Source organism: Lentisphaerota bacterium (genome assembly GCA_016873675.1).
Taxonomy (GTDB): domain Bacteria; phylum Verrucomicrobiota; class Kiritimatiellia; order RFP12; family JAAYNR01; genus VGWG01.
The window spans coordinates 1-13,057 of sequence record VGWG01000018.1 but is presented as its reverse complement, the minus strand read 5'-3'; the positions used below and the strand labels follow the sequence as shown (position 1 = coordinate 13,057).

The following is a 13,057-nucleotide window of genomic DNA, read 5'->3' as shown; positions in this document are numbered from 1 at the left end:
CAAGCGGAGATCGGAACAACAATGAAGGCTAGGGAATTCAGGGAACTGGGGGCGGAGGAGTTGGCTCAGCGGATTCGCGAGCAGTCGCAGGATTTGCGCAACTTTCGCCTGAAGCATTACTCCGGCGCCAGCGTAGAGAAGCCGATTCGGATTCGTACGCTTCGTCGTGAAATTGCGAGCATGCTCACGGTACAACGTGGGCGGGAGGCGGGTAAGTAATGGCCGAGACGACAGAGAGCCGCGGATCCCGCAAGGTCCGCAAGGGTGTGGTGGTGAGCCGCAGCGGGAACAAGTCGATCGTGGTGCAAACCGAGCGTCGGCTGCGTCACCCCCTGTATGGCAAGGTGATCCGCATGCACAAGAAGTTCCACGCGCACGACGAGCAGAACGCCGCGCGGGTGGGCGATGCGGTGATCATCACCGAATGCCGCCCGCTGAGCAAGATGAAGCGCTGGCGCGTGGTCGAAGTCGTGTCCGCGGAAGGAGCGCCGAAGTCATGATCCAGGAGCAAACTGAACTGATTGTGGCCGACAACTCGGGCGCCAAGCTGGCCATGTGCTTCCGGATCCTCGGCCAGCGCAAGACCTTCGCCCATATTGGCGACGTCATCCGTGTGGCCATCAAGGATGCGCAGCCGACCGGCGCGGTGAAGAAGGGGCAGGTCTGCACGGCGGTTATCGTGCGCACCGGCCACCCCATCAACCGCCCTGACGGTTCGCATGTCCGTTTTGACCAGAACGCCTGCGTGATCGTGGATGCCAAGCTGAATCCGATCGGCACGCGTATTTTCGGTCCGGTGGCGCGCGAGTTGCGCGACCGGAATTACATGAAGATCATCTCGCTGGCGCCGGAAGTGGTCTGACGTCAGCCGCACAGTAACACGCGCGCAATGGCGTAAGCGTTGGCTTGGCACGGGGCGGACCCGGCGGGGCAAGGCTGGCGAACTGCGGGTTGCGGGTTGCGCGTTACGGGAAAAGAAGCATGAGCATTGCACGCATCAAGAAGCATGACACGGTGATCGCCATATCAGGCGAATACGCCGGCCAGACCGGAAAAGTCACGCGAATCGATTTTCGCAAGAACGTCGTCTTCGTCGAGGGTCTGAATCTGGTGAAAAAGGCCGTGCGCCGGTCTCAGGCCAAGCCCGATGGCGGGTTTGTTGAGATCGAGGCCCCGATCCGGTTGTCCAAGGTGATGCCCTATGATGCGGAGGCCAAGAAGGGCGTCCGCATCCGGCGCGTCCGCACCGGCGACACACTCGAACGGGTATCCAAGGCGACAAACAAGGTCTTGCACGGATAGGAGACGGATATGCCCAGACTCAAAGAGTTGTACAAGGAAAAAATTACGCCCAAGCTGCGTGAGACGCTGGGGCTCGCAAACCCCATGCTGGTGCCCCGCCTGCAGAAGGTCGTGGTGAACATGGGCTTCGGGATCGTCGAGAAGGACGAACAGAAGACCTTGCTGGAAGATCTGACGAAGATCACCGGTCAGCGGCCCATGACCTGCAAGGCCCGCAAGAGCATCTCGAATTTCAAGCTGCGCGAAGGCATGGTCATCGGCGCCAAGGTCACCCTGCGCGGGGACCGGATGTACGAGTTCGTCGACCGCTTTGTGAATCACGCCCTGCCGGGCATTCGCGACTTTCGCGGCGTCTCGCCCCGCGGCTTTGACGGACGGGGGGGGTATACGCTCGGAATCAAGGATCATACGATCTTCCCGGAAGTCAACACCGGATCGAGCGTGGAGAAGGGGATGGATGTCACATTTGTGACGTCGGCCCGCACTAACACTGTGGCCCGCGAGCTGCTCGCGGCGCTTGGTATGCCGTTCGCCGGAAAGTAAGGAGTTGCGCCATGGCCAAATTGTGTTTGATGGAAAAGGCAAAACGCACGCCGAAGTTCGCTGTGCGCACGTATTGCCGGTGCACCCGTTGCGGGCGCGCCCGTGCCTATATCCGTAAGTTCCAGCTCTGCCGCATTTGCTTCCGTGAGCTGGCTGTGTCGGGACAGATCCCGGGTGTGACCAAGGCGAGCTGGTAAGGGAGTTGTCATGAGTGTATCGGATCCCATCGCAGACATGCTGCTGCGGATGCGCAACGCGCAGAAGGCCGGTCTCCAGGAAGTGGAGATGCCCGGTTCCAGGCTCAAGGGCGAGATTGCCCGTGTCTTCAAGCAGGAGGGCTACATCGCCGGCTTCATGCTGGCGGGCGATCCCAAGCGGGTGCTGTTGCTCACGCTGAAGTATGCGGCCGACGGCGAACCCGTGATTCGCGGGGTCAGCCGCATCAGCAAGCCCGGCCTGCGCCGGTTTGCCGGTTATCAGGATATTCCGCGGGTGCTCAATGGGTTGGGCACGGCGGTCGTCAGCACCTCCAATGGGGTGATGACGGGAAAAGAGGCGCGCCAGCGCAAGCTGGGCGGCGAAGTGATTTGTACCATCTGGTAAGAGGTGTCGTGCCATGTCGAGAATCGGTAAACAACCGGTGAGCATTCCCTCCGGCGTCACCGTCACCGCCTGCGGCGGCTCGGTGTCCGTGAAGGGCGCGCTCGGTGAACTCTCCCGTACGCTTCCCGCCGGCATCGTCGCCGTCGTCGCCGACGGCGCGGTGCGCGTGTCGCGCAAGGATGACTCGCGCGTTCAACGGAGTTATCACGGGCTGAGCCGCTCCCTGGTCAAGAACATGATCGAGGGCGTGGTCAAGGGCTACAAGAAGGAGCTCTCCATCGAGGGCACCGGCTTTAAAGCACAGGTTCAGGGTGCGCAACTGAAGCTCTCGCTCGGATTTGCGTCGCCCAAAGAGTATGCGATCCCCGCCGGCATCACGGTCACCGAGAAGCAGGGCGTCCAGTTGACGGTCACGGGTATCGACAAGCAGCTTGTCGGCGAGGCGGCGGCCCGCATCCGCGGTTACTACCCCGCCGAGCCTTACAAGGGCAAGGGCATCAAGTACGTCGGCGAACAGATTCGCCGCAAGCAGGGCAAGACCGTTGCCTAACGCCTGAACGGGAGTGGCTGATGATAGTGAAGAACCGCAAGGATCAACGCAGGCGCCGTCACATGCGCCTCCGCCAGCGCGTGCAGGGCACGGCGGAGCGCCCGCGAATGGCGATTTACATCTCGAACAAGCACATGTACGTGCAGTTCATCGATGACACGGCCTCGCATACGCTGGCCGCCACGTCCACGCTTGCCGTGGAGGACGCCGCCGGCTGCAACCTGAACACCGCCAAGGTGGTGGGGGAGCAGGCCGCCAAAACCGCAGCCGAAAAGGGAATCGCCCGCGTGGTCGTCGACCGCGGCGGATTCCGTTACCACGGCCGCATCAAGCAGATCGTGGAGTCCGCCGTTGCTGCGGGCCTGCGGATTTCGGATGCCGCTCCCGCGGCTGAGGAGGCGAAGTGAGAGAAGAGAGAGTCAAACGCGAGGGCGCGGGGAGCGACCTGGACGAGCGCGTCGTGTTCGTCAATCGGTGCGCGAAAGTGGTCAAGGGCGGCCGCCGTTTCAGTTTCAGCGCCGTGGTGGTCGTCGGCGACCATGGGGGACGCGTCGGCTTCGGATTCGGCAAGGCGAACGAGGTCAGCGAGGCGATCCGCAAGGGCGGTGACTGCGCGAAGAAGGAGATGATGCGTGTGAAGATGGTCGGCAAGACCCTCCCGCACGACGTGGTCGGGTTCTGCGACGGCGGCCGCGTGCTGCTGAAGCCCGCTCCAGACGGATCGGGCATCATCGCGGGCGGCGGCATGCGCCCCGTTCTCGAAGCGGCTGGCGTCCGGGACGTGATCGGCAAGTCGCTCGGCAGCAAGAACCGGCTGAATGTGGTCAAAGCCACGATCGCCGCTCTGCAGCAGTTGCGCACCGCCGATGAGATCGCGGCGACCCGCACCTGAAGCATCCCACCTGCGGCCGGCTCGGAATGGGCGGCCGCCAAAGCCTTGATACGAGGAGTTTGAAACATGGATCTCTCTACGTTAAAGAACACGCCGGGCGCCCGCAAAAGCCGCAAGCGCGTCGGCCGCGGTCCCGGCTCGGGACACGGCAAAACATCAGGCAAGGGCCATAAAGGTCAGAAGGCCCGCAAGGGGCACAAGCACAAACTGGGCTTTGAAGGCGGCCAGATGCCGCTCGTCCGGCGCCTGCCCAAGCGCGGGTTCAAGAACCCCAACCGCGTCCCGTGGCAGACGGTCAACGTCAAGGCCCTGAACCGGTTTGCCGACGGCAGCCAGGTGTCGGGCGGCGAGCTCTTCCAGGCTGGCCTTGTCCACGCCAACGCGGGCGGCGTCAAGATTCTCGGCACCGGCGACCTCGAACGGAAACTGACGGTCACCGCCCATGCGTTCAGCGCGTCGGCGCGGGCGAAGATCGAGGCGGCTGGCGGAACCGTCGTCGTCATCGGAGTCACGCAAGAGTAATGACCGGGTCGCGGCGGACGGCGGGGACGGGAGACGGGATGACTGATGCGAGTAATCCCGCCCCGAATCCCGCACCCGGCCCTGCGGCCCCAGACCCAGGAGCGCAACCATGCTGGCCACCTTTGCGAACACGTTCAAAATACCGGAGCTGCGCAAGCGCATCCTCCTGACGGCCGGACTGGTGTTCATCAGCCGACTCATCTCGATGATTCCCACGCCGGGGGTCAACTTGGGCGTCCTGAACGAGATCATGGAGCGGATGCGCGAGTCGGCCACCGGCTCCGCTGGCGGCCTGATGAGCATGTTCGACGTCTTCACCGGCGGCGCCATGAGCCAGTGCGCGGTCGGCTTCCTGAGCATCTGGCCGTATATCAGCGCCTCGATCATCCTGCAGCTCCTCACCGCCGTCGTTCCCGCGCTGGAACGGATGGTGCGCGAGGGCGACAGCGGCCGGCAGCGCATGAACCAGTACACCCGCTACCTGACCATCGGCATCTGCGTGTTCCAGTCGTTCTTCCTCGCCCAGGGGCTTCAGAACCCCGAGCGTCTCGGCTTCGGCGCGGTGGACCTGGTGGCGAATCCGGGCGTCGGCTTCACCCTGATGACCATCATCGCCATGACCTCGGCTTCGATGTTTGTCATGTGGCTCGGCGACCAGATCACGTCCCGCGGCATCGGCAACGGCGTCTCGCTGATTATCATGATCAACATCTGCAGTCGCCTGCCCCATGCGGTGATGATCGCGTGGGAGCGCTACATCGGCATCGGCGACATCCAGCCGACGGCCAACATCTTCGAGCTGGTGCTGCTGCTGCTGCTCGGCTTTGCCGTCACCATGGGCACCGTCATGCTCACCCAGGGCGTCCGGCGCGTGCCGATTCATTCAACCCGTCGCGTGGTGGGCAATCGCACGTATGGCGGACAGAACACGTACATGCCGCTGCGGGTCAACTACACGGGCGTGATGCCGATCATCTTTGCCGGCCCGCTGATCAGCTTCCCGGCCACGGCGCTGGCCCGCATCGACGGTGATCGCTTTCCCGCATTCGCCTGGCTGCGTGACTTCGGGCAGAGCCTCGCCAGCCCGACCTCGGCCCTCCATCTGACCGTCTATTCCGCCATGGTCCTCTTTTTCTGCTTCTTCTGGGTCGCCACCCAGTTCAACGCGATGCAGATCGCCGACAACCTGAAGCGCGACGGTTCGTACGTCCCCGGCATCCGCCCCGGCCGCGCGACCGCCGAGTATCTCGATGCGGTGATGACGCGCGTGACGCTCATCGGCGGCATCGGGCTGCTCATCGTTGCCATCCTGCCTCAGGTGCTCAATGGCTGGATGAGCCTCGACTGGAGCATGGCCTCGTTCTTCGGAGGCACCAGCCTCCTGATTATCGTCGGCGTGGCGCTGGACACCCTGCGCCAGATGGAGTCGCATCTGCTGATGCGCAACTATGACGGGTTTTTGAAACACGGCCGCCTGCGGGCCCGGAGATAATCGGTATGGACGTCGTCGTCTTGCTGGGCGCTCCCGGTTCCGGAAAAGGAACCGTCGCAGCCCGCATCGTGCAGCAGTTGGGCCTGACGCCCATCGCCAGTGGCGACATGCTGCGCGAGGCCGTCGCCCGAAAGACCGCTGCAGGAACCGAGGCCGCGCGCTACATGAGCTGCGGCGAACTGGTCCCCGACGCGCTGATCGGACGGATGATCAGCGACCTGATCGGGGCGGGACCGGACGACGGGCGCTACCTGCTGGACGGCTTCCCGCGCACGGTCCCACAGATGGGCATTCTCGATGCCATCCTCGCCGATTGTGGCGGGGTGCTGAAGGCGGCGGTCGTGATCGAAGTCGCCGACGCCGTCGTCACCGCCCGCCTCGCCGGCCGCCAGGTGTGCCCCGCCTGCAAGGCGGTTTACCACGTGGAGACGCTCCCGCCGAAACGGGCGGGCGTGTGCGACGCCTGCGCCGCCGCCCTCGTCCAGCGCGCGGATGATTTTCCGGCAACCATTGCCCAGCGGCTGGCGGTCTATCACCGGCAGACGGCGGGCGTGATCGATGCTTACGCCGCGCGCGGCATGCTCAAGCGGGTGGACGGCGTCGGCGGCGTCGACACAGTCGTCGAGCGGATGATCCGGGCTTTGAAATGATTACGTGCAAACGAGGTCGCGAGCTAGACGCCATGCGCGTCAGCGGCCGTCTGGCGGGTGAGGTGCTCCGGCAGGTCGCGGCGGCGGTGGTTCCGGGAATCACCACCAGGGAACTCGATGCGCTGGCGCGACAGTTGATTGACGAAAGGGGGGGCACCCCCTCCTTTCTGGGTTACCGCGGGTTTCCGGCCGCCCTGTGCGTCTCGGTGAACGAAGAGGTGATCCATGGCATTCCGGGTGCCCGGCGAATCCTGCCGGGGGATGTGGTGGGTCTCGACGTGGGGGTCTTGTACCAAGGCTTTCACGGGGACACCGCCACCACGGTGCTGGTGGGCGTCTCCGATCCGGATATCCTCCGGCTCGTCGACGCCACCCGGCGGGCGCGCGACGCCGGGATCGCGGCCATCCGGCCGGGTGTGAAACTGGGAGATGTTTCACATGCGGTGGAACAGGTGGTGAGACTGGCCGGCTGCACCGTGGTCCGCGATTTCGTGGGCCATGGGATCGGGCGGCAGTTGCATGAGGATCCGCAGATACCGAATTACGGCAGCCCGGGGCGGGGGCCGGTGCTCAAGGTCGGCATGACCCTGTGCATCGAGCCCATGGTCAACTTGGGGCGGCCCGATGTGTCGGTGCTGCGGGATGGTTGGACGGTCGTCACCCAGGACGGCCGGCCCTCTGCGCATTTCGAGCATACGGTCGCCGTAAGCGCGAGCGGCGCGGAGATTTTAACGGCTGTTTAATGTTTTTTCATTTTGTGATGGACAAGAGGCGGTCGGGCGGGTTAAACTGTGACCCTTTTTTGAACGGGGAAAGATAACATGAAAGTTCGCAGTTCAGTGCGACGCATTTGTGAACGCTGCCGGATCGTGCGGCGCAAAGGGGTCGTGCGTGTGATTTGTACCAATCCGCGCCACAAACAGCGCCAAGGCTAGGAGAGAGACCATGCCGAGAATGATGGGTGTGGATGTGCCGGGAAAAAAACGCATCGAGTATGCGCTCCAGTATATCCATGGAATCGGTCCGAAACGGGCCATCGATGTCTTGCATCAGTGCAAGGTTGATCCGGCGAAGAAGGCCGACGACCTCACGCCTGATGATATCCGTGTGATTACCGGATTCATTCAGGAACATTACCGTGTGGAAGGGGATCTGCGTCGCGAGGTGTCGCAGAACATCCGCCGCCTGATCAGCATTGGCACGTATCGCGGATCTCGCCACAAGCGCGGCTTGCCGTGCCGCGGCCAGCGCACGCGGACCAATGCGCGCACACGCAAGGGAAGCAAGAAGACGGTTGGAGCGGTCCGTGATAAGGCTGCCCGTCAGGCGATGAAGAGTTAATGGGTTTTAAACGGGTCTGATCACCGATCATCCGCTGCGCGTCCGGTGAAAGCCGACGCGGAAGGGGATGCGGGGACTGCGGCCAGAGTCGGGGCTGATGATGAGCGAAGAAGCAGTTAAACAAGAAAACGGATCGGTTGCCGTCGAGCAACCCACCGCCGCGAGCGAGGCGGCCGCTGTGTTGTCCGAGGGCGATGCGGCCAAGGCCGCCGCCGAAGCCAAGGGCAAAAAGATGCGGACACGGAGCATTCCTGCGGGAATTGCCTTTGTCCGTGCCACATTCAACAACACCATCGTGTCGATCGCCGATGCGCGCGGCGGGGTGATCTCGTGGAGCTCCGCCGGTCGCGCGGGCTTCAAGGGGTCGCGTAAGTGCACCGCCTTTGCGGCCACGATGGTTGCCCAGGATGCGGCCCGCCAGGCGGTGTCCAAGGGAATGCATGAGGTTGAGATCCGGGTTCAGGGCGCTGGCGCGGGACGCGAGTCCGCCGTGCGCGCGATCCAGACGGCTGGCCTGCATGTGACGGTTATCAAGGATTGCACGCCGATCCCGCACAACGGTTGCCGGGCGCGCAAAAGGAGGAGAGTCTAATGGGTAGGTATGTTGGTCCCGTCTGCCGCAAGTGCCGTCGCGAGGGCATGAAGCTGTTTCTCAAGGGTGCCCGCTGCTACATGGCGAAGTGCCCGATCGATCAGGGTCACCCGCCTCCGGGCATGCACGGTATGCGCCGCTCGCGCAAGGTCTCGGAATACGGTCAGCAGCTCCGCGAGAAGCAGCGCCTGCGCCGCCAGTATGGCATGCAGGAAGGCCAGTTCCACCGGGTCTTCGAAGAGGCGTTGCGCCGCGAGGGTGTCACCGGAGAGATCATGTTGCAGTTGGTCGAGACGCGGCTGGACAACATCGTCTACCGCCTCGGCTTTGCATCCTCCCGCCGCGCGGCCCGACAGTTTGTGCTGCACGGCCATATCACCGTCAACGGCCGCAAGGCCACAGTGCCTTCCATGCAGATCAAGGTTGGCCACATCATCGAAGTCCGGGACCGCCCGAAGTCGCGCGATTATGCGACCAAGAGCGTCGACGCCGCGACGTCCCAGCAGACGCCGACGTGGCTCTCTGTTGACCCCAAGTCTTTCCGTGGCGAGATGTTGTCCATCCCGACCCGTGAGCAGATCGCGCCTGTTGTCAATGAGCAGGCGATTGTCGAACTGTATTCGCGTTAAGCGCATATGCTGTTACGGCGCCGCCGCCTGAAGGGGCCGGGCGCGCCGGAAAGGACGCCAGACATGCCGATTCGTTTGAGTCGTTTTGAAATACCCAAGCGGGTGTTGAAGGAAGAAAAAGGCGAGACCCCCACGTACGCCCGTTTTGTGGCTGAGCCGTTTGAGGTGGGATACGCCCGTACGGTCGGCAACGCGCTGCGCCGGGTGCTGCTCTCCTCGATCGAGGGTGTGGCGATCACCTCGGTGCGCATTCGCGGTGCCAGCCATGAGTTCTGCGCGCTGCCGGGCGTGAGCGAGGATGTCACCGATATCATCCTCAACCTCAAGCGCGTGCTGCTCAAGAGCTATACCCGCGCGCCGCGCTGGATTGCCCTTCGCCGGAAAGGACCGTGCGTCATCACCGCCTGTGACTTCGAGGTGGACAACAGCGTCGAGGTGCTCAATCCGACACAGCCCATCGCCACGCTCGACAGCGACGGCGAAATCGACATGGAGGTCGAGATCCGCACCGGCCGCGGTTTCTTCCCGGCCGCGTTGAACAAGGAGGATGAACAGGAGATCGGACGCATTCCGATCGACAGCATCTTCTCGCCCGTGACGCGCGTCAACTACACGGTCGAGAACACCCGCGTGGGCCAGCGGATCGACTACGAGAAGCTCGTCCTCGACATCTGGACCGATGGCCGCGTCGCCCCCGATGAGGCGCTGAAGACCGCCGCCGCGATCCTGCGCCATCACCTCGATGTGTTCGTGGACTACAGCGAGGAAATCGTCGAGTTTGAGGAGTCCGAGCGGAAGGTCGACGAGGAGCGCGACCGTCTGCGCAAAGTCCTCAACATGAGCGTCAACGAGATCGAACTCAGCGTCCGCGCCGCCAACTGCCTGAACAACGCTAACATCACCTCCGTGGGCGAGCTGGCGGGCAAGACCGAGGCGGACATGCTGAAGTATCGCAATTTCGGAAAGAAGTCGCTGAACGAGATCAAGGACAAGCTGGTCGAATTGGGTCTGTGCCTGGGATTCAAATTCGACCCCAACCTGCTGGCGCCCCGGCCGGAAGCGCGTGCAACGCCACTGCCGGAAGCGCTTCCGGAAGAGTAACCGAGAGACGAACCGGACCCCCAGGCAATGGGTCATGTGGAGTTTTGAAGAGTAACAGCAACAATATGTTTGATCGCGCGGCATCGAGCGCCGCCGTCGGAGTGGAATCATCATGCGCCACCGCAAAGTAGCCAAGAAATTCGGCCGGAGTTCGTCTCACCGCGAGCAGCTCCTGCGTTCGCTTGTCGTCAACCTGATCCTCCGGGATCGCATCCAGACGACGCTGCCAAAGGCCAAGCAGACTCGGCGTGACGCCGAGAAAATCGTCACGCTGGCGCGCAAGGGCACGCTGTCCGCGCGCCGCCTGGCCGCATCGCGCCTGAACAGCCCCGAGGCCGTGCAGAAGCTCTTCGATGCCGTCGCCCCGGTGATGGCCGACCGCCCCGGCGGCTATACCCGCATCGTCAAGATCGGCCAGCGCCGCGGCGACAACGCCGAGATGGCCCTGATCGAGTGGGTCACCCTGCCCGCCGCCGCAGCCGCGGCAGAACCCGCCGCCGCCCAGGCGTAGACGAACGACAGCAGGTTCGAAAAACGACGGCCGGATGCCTCCGCATCCGGCCGTTTCGTTTGTGATCGGATCACCAACCGCATCATCCTTTTCACACAGTTCTGAAAATATTTGCTATTCTTTCGCCGTTCGCAGTTTCCCTGATGCCGCCTTTTCCGGAGATAGCCCCGAATGTCGAAATACGACCACCTGTCCAAGGACGAGCTTATCCGCCTGCTCGCCGCGCGTGACCGCCGGGACGCCACCCGCTTCGGCCTCGTCTGGGAGGCCAACGAGATTGACCGCGACAAGGCCCTCAACTCCGACTTCGTCGCGCTCGACCTCGTGCCGGACCACTCCGCCGGCGCCGCCCCCTGGCGCAACCTCATCATCGAGGGTGACAATTTCGACGCCCTCCGCTACCTGCGCATGACCCATGCCGGCCGCGTCAAGTGCATCTACATCGACCCGCCCTACAACACCGGCAACCGCGACTTCGTCTACAACGACCGCTTCGTGGACGCCAACGACAATTGGCGCCACTCCATGTGGTGCGAGTTCATGTACCAGCGCCTCTTGCTGGCGAAGGACCTGCTGCGCGAAGACGGCGCGATCTTCGTGTCAATCGACGACAACGAGGTACACGCACTCGGCCTTCTGATGCAGAAGGTTTTCGGCCCGAACGCATTCGTCGCCAACTGCATCTGGCAGAAGAAGTATTCATCTTCCAACGACCACAAGACCATCGCACCGATGCACGAGTTTGTCCTCGTCTACCGTCTTTCGGAGATGTGGCAAAGGAATCTGCTGCCACGCGGTGAGGATAAGGACCGCCAGTACAAGTACGAGGACGAGAAGGGGATCTTCAGGTGCAGTGACTACACCTGCAATAAGAGCGCCGAAGAACGCCCGAATCTGTTCTACGCAGTTACCAACCCAACAACCGGAGAAGAAGTCTGGCCTAAACGCACTCGTGTTTGGGCATATTCGAGAGATGAACACCAACGGAATGAAGGAGAAGGTCTGATCTACTGGGGCAAGGACGGAAAGGGCAAAGTACCCGCATTCAAACGATACAAACAAATGCTACGACACGGCGATGGCGTGGTTCCAACAACATGGTGGACATTCGACGAGGTTGGTCACAACGACACGGCGAAAAAGGAACTTCTAACACTACTACCGGATGACGCCCGGACCTTTTCAACACCCAAACCAACTGGTCTCATCGAGCGAATCCTTCGCATCGCCACCGGACCGGAAGACATCGTTCTCGACTTCTTCGCCGGTTCCGGCACAACGGCGCACGCCGTTCTGAAACTCAACGCCGAGGACAACGGCAACCGCCGCTTCATCCTCGTGTCGAACACCGAGGCGACGGCGGACGAACCGGACAAGAACCTGTGCCGTGATGTGTGCGCGAAGCGCGTGCGGCGCGTGATCGAAGGCTACGGCGAAACGCCGGGCCTTGGCGGCAACTTCGCCTATCTGCGGTCTCGCCGCGTTGCCCCCGGTCGCCTGGTGGAAATCGAGCACCCGCAGGTTTGGACAGCCTTGCAGATGATTCACCGCGAAACTCTCGAACCGTACGCGGAATCCGACTTCCTCGTTGCCGGTGACGCGGACGCCGCGCTGATCTACGTGCCGCGCTTCAAACCGAAGATCGTCCCCGCTTTGCGGCAGACTGTGCAGGCCAGCGCCGCTGTCACCCTCTACTCGTGGCAACCGGAAACGCTCCAGCAGCACATCCGCTCCAGTCACGTGCAACACGAGGCCATCCCCGAAAACCTCGCCCGCCGCTTTGGATTGAAAGGATGAAGAGAATAGTTGGACAGGATTGACAGGATTTTGCAGGATTGTGGCAGCCGGCTAATCCTGTCAAATCCTGCTAATCCTGTCAGAAAAATCTCCGTTGAAAGGACCTGGGCATGGAAGACGAGGCGCTAACGCAGAGGATCATCGGCTGCGCAATGGCCGTCCATCGGACGCTCGGACCCGGCTTTCTGGAGTCCGTCTACCAGAAGGCACTGGCCTACGAGCTGCAACGCGCCGGCCTCAAAACCTGCTGCGAGCATCCGATCCAAGTCACCTACGACGGTATCCCCGTCGGCGACTTCTCTGCCGACATGCTGATTGAAGACCGCATTCTCATCGAGAACAAGGCCGTCCAGAACCTGTGCGCCGCCCACGAGGTGCAACTCGTTCACTACCTCACCGCCACCGGTGTCGAGACCGGCCTCCTCATCAACTTCGGCGCCGAAAGCCTCCAGTTCAAACGCAAGACCCGCACCTACCGCCCCCCCCATCCCCACCCCACCCCCCCCCCCCACCCCGAAAAAACCTGTTAATC

The 13,057-nt window shown here is 62.7% G+C and carries 22 protein-coding genes; all 22 read left to right on the top strand.

All coding sequences use genetic code 11. The features are described 5' to 3' along the window. The first annotated feature begins 21 nt into the window (after positions 1-21). The 22 genes from rpmC (at position 22) to FJ222_04035 (ending at position 13,055) form a co-directional block, all read left to right on the top strand. Entirely contained in the window at positions 22-219 is a 198-nt protein-coding gene (rpmC, locus tag FJ222_04140) for a 50S ribosomal protein L29 (GenBank protein MBM4163618.1), read from the top strand. Further along, positions 219-500, top strand: a complete 282-nt coding sequence (gene rpsQ, locus FJ222_04135; GenBank protein ID MBM4163617.1) for a 30S ribosomal protein S17 — start codon at positions 219-221, stop codon at positions 498-500. The genes rpmC and rpsQ overlap by 1 nt, the downstream gene beginning before the upstream one ends. Further along, positions 497-862 carry a 50S ribosomal protein L14 gene (gene rplN / locus FJ222_04130; protein MBM4163616.1) on the top strand — a complete coding sequence of 122 codons (366 nt, stop codon included), beginning with the start codon at positions 497-499 and terminating at the stop codon, positions 860-862. Before rpsQ ends, rplN begins: the two co-directional genes overlap by 4 nt. Positions 863-981: 119 nt before the next feature. Continuing rightward, positions 982-1,302, top strand: a complete 321-nt coding sequence (gene rplX, locus FJ222_04125; GenBank protein MBM4163615.1) for a 50S ribosomal protein L24 — start codon at positions 982-984, stop codon at positions 1,300-1,302. Between the two features lie 9 nt (positions 1,303-1,311). Further along, entirely contained in the window at positions 1,312-1,845 is a 534-nt protein-coding gene (gene rplE / locus FJ222_04120; GenBank protein MBM4163614.1) for a 50S ribosomal protein L5, read from the top strand. An 11-nt stretch (positions 1,846-1,856) separates the two neighbouring features. Continuing rightward, positions 1,857-2,042, top strand: coding sequence for a type Z 30S ribosomal protein S14 (locus FJ222_04115; GenBank protein ID MBM4163613.1), 186 nt, complete (start codon positions 1,857-1,859; stop codon positions 2,040-2,042). A gap of 10 nt (positions 2,043-2,052) precedes the next feature. Further along, positions 2,053-2,448 carry a 30S ribosomal protein S8 gene (gene rpsH, locus FJ222_04110; GenBank protein ID MBM4163612.1) on the top strand — a complete coding sequence of 132 codons (396 nt, stop codon included), beginning with the start codon at positions 2,053-2,055 and terminating at the stop codon, positions 2,446-2,448. A 13-nt stretch (positions 2,449-2,461) separates the two neighbouring features. Beyond that, complete coding sequence (locus FJ222_04105; protein MBM4163611.1) at positions 2,462-2,998, top strand: 50S ribosomal protein L6; 537 nt, start codon at positions 2,462-2,464, stop codon at positions 2,996-2,998. A 20-nt stretch (positions 2,999-3,018) separates the two neighbouring features. Beyond that, on the top strand, positions 3,019-3,405 hold the full coding sequence (locus tag FJ222_04100; protein ID MBM4163610.1) for a 50S ribosomal protein L18: 387 nt from the start codon (positions 3,019-3,021) through the stop codon (positions 3,403-3,405). After that, positions 3,402-3,890, top strand: coding sequence for a 30S ribosomal protein S5 (locus tag FJ222_04095; protein ID MBM4163609.1), 489 nt, complete (start codon positions 3,402-3,404; stop codon positions 3,888-3,890). The genes FJ222_04100 and FJ222_04095 overlap by 4 nt, the downstream gene beginning before the upstream one ends. A 66-nt stretch (positions 3,891-3,956) precedes the next feature. Continuing rightward, a complete protein-coding gene (locus tag FJ222_04090) occupies positions 3,957-4,412 on the top strand; it encodes a 50S ribosomal protein L15 (GenBank protein MBM4163608.1) in 456 nt (151 codons plus the stop codon). Positions 4,413-4,521: 109 nt separating this feature from the next. After that, positions 4,522-5,904, top strand: coding sequence for a preprotein translocase subunit SecY (secY, locus tag FJ222_04085; GenBank protein MBM4163607.1), 1,383 nt, complete (start codon positions 4,522-4,524; stop codon positions 5,902-5,904). Positions 5,905-5,909: 5 nt separating this feature from the next. Continuing rightward, a complete protein-coding gene (locus FJ222_04080; protein ID MBM4163606.1) occupies positions 5,910-6,554 on the top strand; it encodes a nucleoside monophosphate kinase in 645 nt (214 codons plus the stop codon). Continuing rightward, positions 6,551-7,297: a type I methionyl aminopeptidase gene (map, locus tag FJ222_04075; protein MBM4163605.1), complete on the top strand. Its 747-nt coding sequence runs from the start codon at positions 6,551-6,553 to the stop codon at positions 7,295-7,297. Before FJ222_04080 ends, map begins: the two co-directional genes overlap by 4 nt. 78 nt (positions 7,298-7,375) lie before the next feature. Continuing rightward, entirely contained in the window at positions 7,376-7,489 is a 114-nt protein-coding gene (gene rpmJ / locus FJ222_04070) for a 50S ribosomal protein L36 (GenBank protein MBM4163604.1), read from the top strand. Between the two features lie 10 nt (positions 7,490-7,499). Further along, entirely contained in the window at positions 7,500-7,895 is a 396-nt protein-coding gene (gene rpsM / locus FJ222_04065) for a 30S ribosomal protein S13 (GenBank protein ID MBM4163603.1), read from the top strand. 100 nt (positions 7,896-7,995) lie between these two features. Then, a complete protein-coding gene (gene rpsK, locus FJ222_04060) occupies positions 7,996-8,487 on the top strand; it encodes a 30S ribosomal protein S11 (GenBank protein ID MBM4163602.1) in 492 nt (163 codons plus the stop codon). Then, complete coding sequence (gene rpsD, locus FJ222_04055; GenBank protein ID MBM4163601.1) at positions 8,487-9,116, top strand: 30S ribosomal protein S4; 630 nt, start codon at positions 8,487-8,489, stop codon at positions 9,114-9,116. Before rpsK ends, rpsD begins: the two co-directional genes overlap by 1 nt. A 63-nt stretch (positions 9,117-9,179) precedes the next feature. Then, the gene (locus FJ222_04050; protein ID MBM4163600.1) at positions 9,180-10,217 is read left to right on the top strand and encodes a DNA-directed RNA polymerase subunit alpha; all 1,038 of its coding nucleotides are present in this window, start codon (positions 9,180-9,182) and stop codon (positions 10,215-10,217) included. 112 nt (positions 10,218-10,329) lie between these two features. Then, on the top strand, positions 10,330-10,728 hold the full coding sequence (locus FJ222_04045; GenBank protein ID MBM4163599.1) for a 50S ribosomal protein L17: 399 nt from the start codon (positions 10,330-10,332) through the stop codon (positions 10,726-10,728). A 171-nt stretch (positions 10,729-10,899) separates the two neighbouring features. After that, positions 10,900-12,525 carry a site-specific DNA-methyltransferase gene (locus FJ222_04040; protein ID MBM4163598.1) on the top strand — a complete coding sequence of 542 codons (1,626 nt, stop codon included), beginning with the start codon at positions 10,900-10,902 and terminating at the stop codon, positions 12,523-12,525. A gap of 110 nt (positions 12,526-12,635) precedes the next feature. Beyond that, on the top strand, positions 12,636-13,055 hold the full coding sequence (locus tag FJ222_04035) for a GxxExxY protein (GenBank protein MBM4163597.1): 420 nt from the start codon (positions 12,636-12,638) through the stop codon (positions 13,053-13,055). The last annotated feature ends 2 nt before the right edge of the window (positions 13,056-13,057 follow it).

What these genes read in the sequence shown, in the direction of transcription:
- rpmC (MBM4163618.1), top strand. Translation starts at nt 22, where the DNA reads ATGAAGGCTAGGGAATTCAGGGAACTGGGGGCGGAGGAGTTGGCTCAG.
- rpsQ (MBM4163617.1), top strand. Translation starts at nt 219, where the DNA reads ATGGCCGAGACGACAGAGAGCCGCGGATCCCGCAAGGTCCGCAAGGGT.
- rplN (MBM4163616.1), top strand. Translation starts at nt 497, where the DNA reads ATGATCCAGGAGCAAACTGAACTGATTGTGGCCGACAACTCGGGCGCC.
- rplX (MBM4163615.1), top strand. Translation starts at nt 982, where the DNA reads ATGAGCATTGCACGCATCAAGAAGCATGACACGGTGATCGCCATATCA.
- rplE (MBM4163614.1), top strand. Translation starts at nt 1,312, where the DNA reads ATGCCCAGACTCAAAGAGTTGTACAAGGAAAAAATTACGCCCAAGCTG.
- FJ222_04115 (MBM4163613.1), top strand. Translation starts at nt 1,857, where the DNA reads ATGGCCAAATTGTGTTTGATGGAAAAGGCAAAACGCACGCCGAAGTTC.
- rpsH (MBM4163612.1), top strand. Translation starts at nt 2,053, where the DNA reads ATGAGTGTATCGGATCCCATCGCAGACATGCTGCTGCGGATGCGCAAC.
- FJ222_04105 (MBM4163611.1), top strand. Translation starts at nt 2,462, where the DNA reads ATGTCGAGAATCGGTAAACAACCGGTGAGCATTCCCTCCGGCGTCACC.
- FJ222_04100 (MBM4163610.1), top strand. Translation starts at nt 3,019, where the DNA reads ATGATAGTGAAGAACCGCAAGGATCAACGCAGGCGCCGTCACATGCGC.
- FJ222_04090 (MBM4163608.1), top strand. Translation starts at nt 3,957, where the DNA reads ATGGATCTCTCTACGTTAAAGAACACGCCGGGCGCCCGCAAAAGCCGC.
- secY (MBM4163607.1), top strand. Translation starts at nt 4,522, where the DNA reads ATGCTGGCCACCTTTGCGAACACGTTCAAAATACCGGAGCTGCGCAAG.
- FJ222_04080 (MBM4163606.1), top strand. Translation starts at nt 5,910, where the DNA reads ATGGACGTCGTCGTCTTGCTGGGCGCTCCCGGTTCCGGAAAAGGAACC.
- map (MBM4163605.1), top strand. Translation starts at nt 6,551, where the DNA reads ATGATTACGTGCAAACGAGGTCGCGAGCTAGACGCCATGCGCGTCAGC.
- rpmJ (MBM4163604.1), top strand. Translation starts at nt 7,376, where the DNA reads ATGAAAGTTCGCAGTTCAGTGCGACGCATTTGTGAACGCTGCCGGATC.
- rpsM (MBM4163603.1), top strand. Translation starts at nt 7,500, where the DNA reads ATGCCGAGAATGATGGGTGTGGATGTGCCGGGAAAAAAACGCATCGAG.
- rpsK (MBM4163602.1), top strand. Translation starts at nt 7,996, where the DNA reads ATGAGCGAAGAAGCAGTTAAACAAGAAAACGGATCGGTTGCCGTCGAG.
- rpsD (MBM4163601.1), top strand. Translation starts at nt 8,487, where the DNA reads ATGGGTAGGTATGTTGGTCCCGTCTGCCGCAAGTGCCGTCGCGAGGGC.
- FJ222_04050 (MBM4163600.1), top strand. Translation starts at nt 9,180, where the DNA reads ATGCCGATTCGTTTGAGTCGTTTTGAAATACCCAAGCGGGTGTTGAAG.
- FJ222_04045 (MBM4163599.1), top strand. Translation starts at nt 10,330, where the DNA reads ATGCGCCACCGCAAAGTAGCCAAGAAATTCGGCCGGAGTTCGTCTCAC.
- FJ222_04040 (MBM4163598.1), top strand. Translation starts at nt 10,900, where the DNA reads ATGTCGAAATACGACCACCTGTCCAAGGACGAGCTTATCCGCCTGCTC.
- FJ222_04035 (MBM4163597.1), top strand. Translation starts at nt 12,636, where the DNA reads ATGGAAGACGAGGCGCTAACGCAGAGGATCATCGGCTGCGCAATGGCC.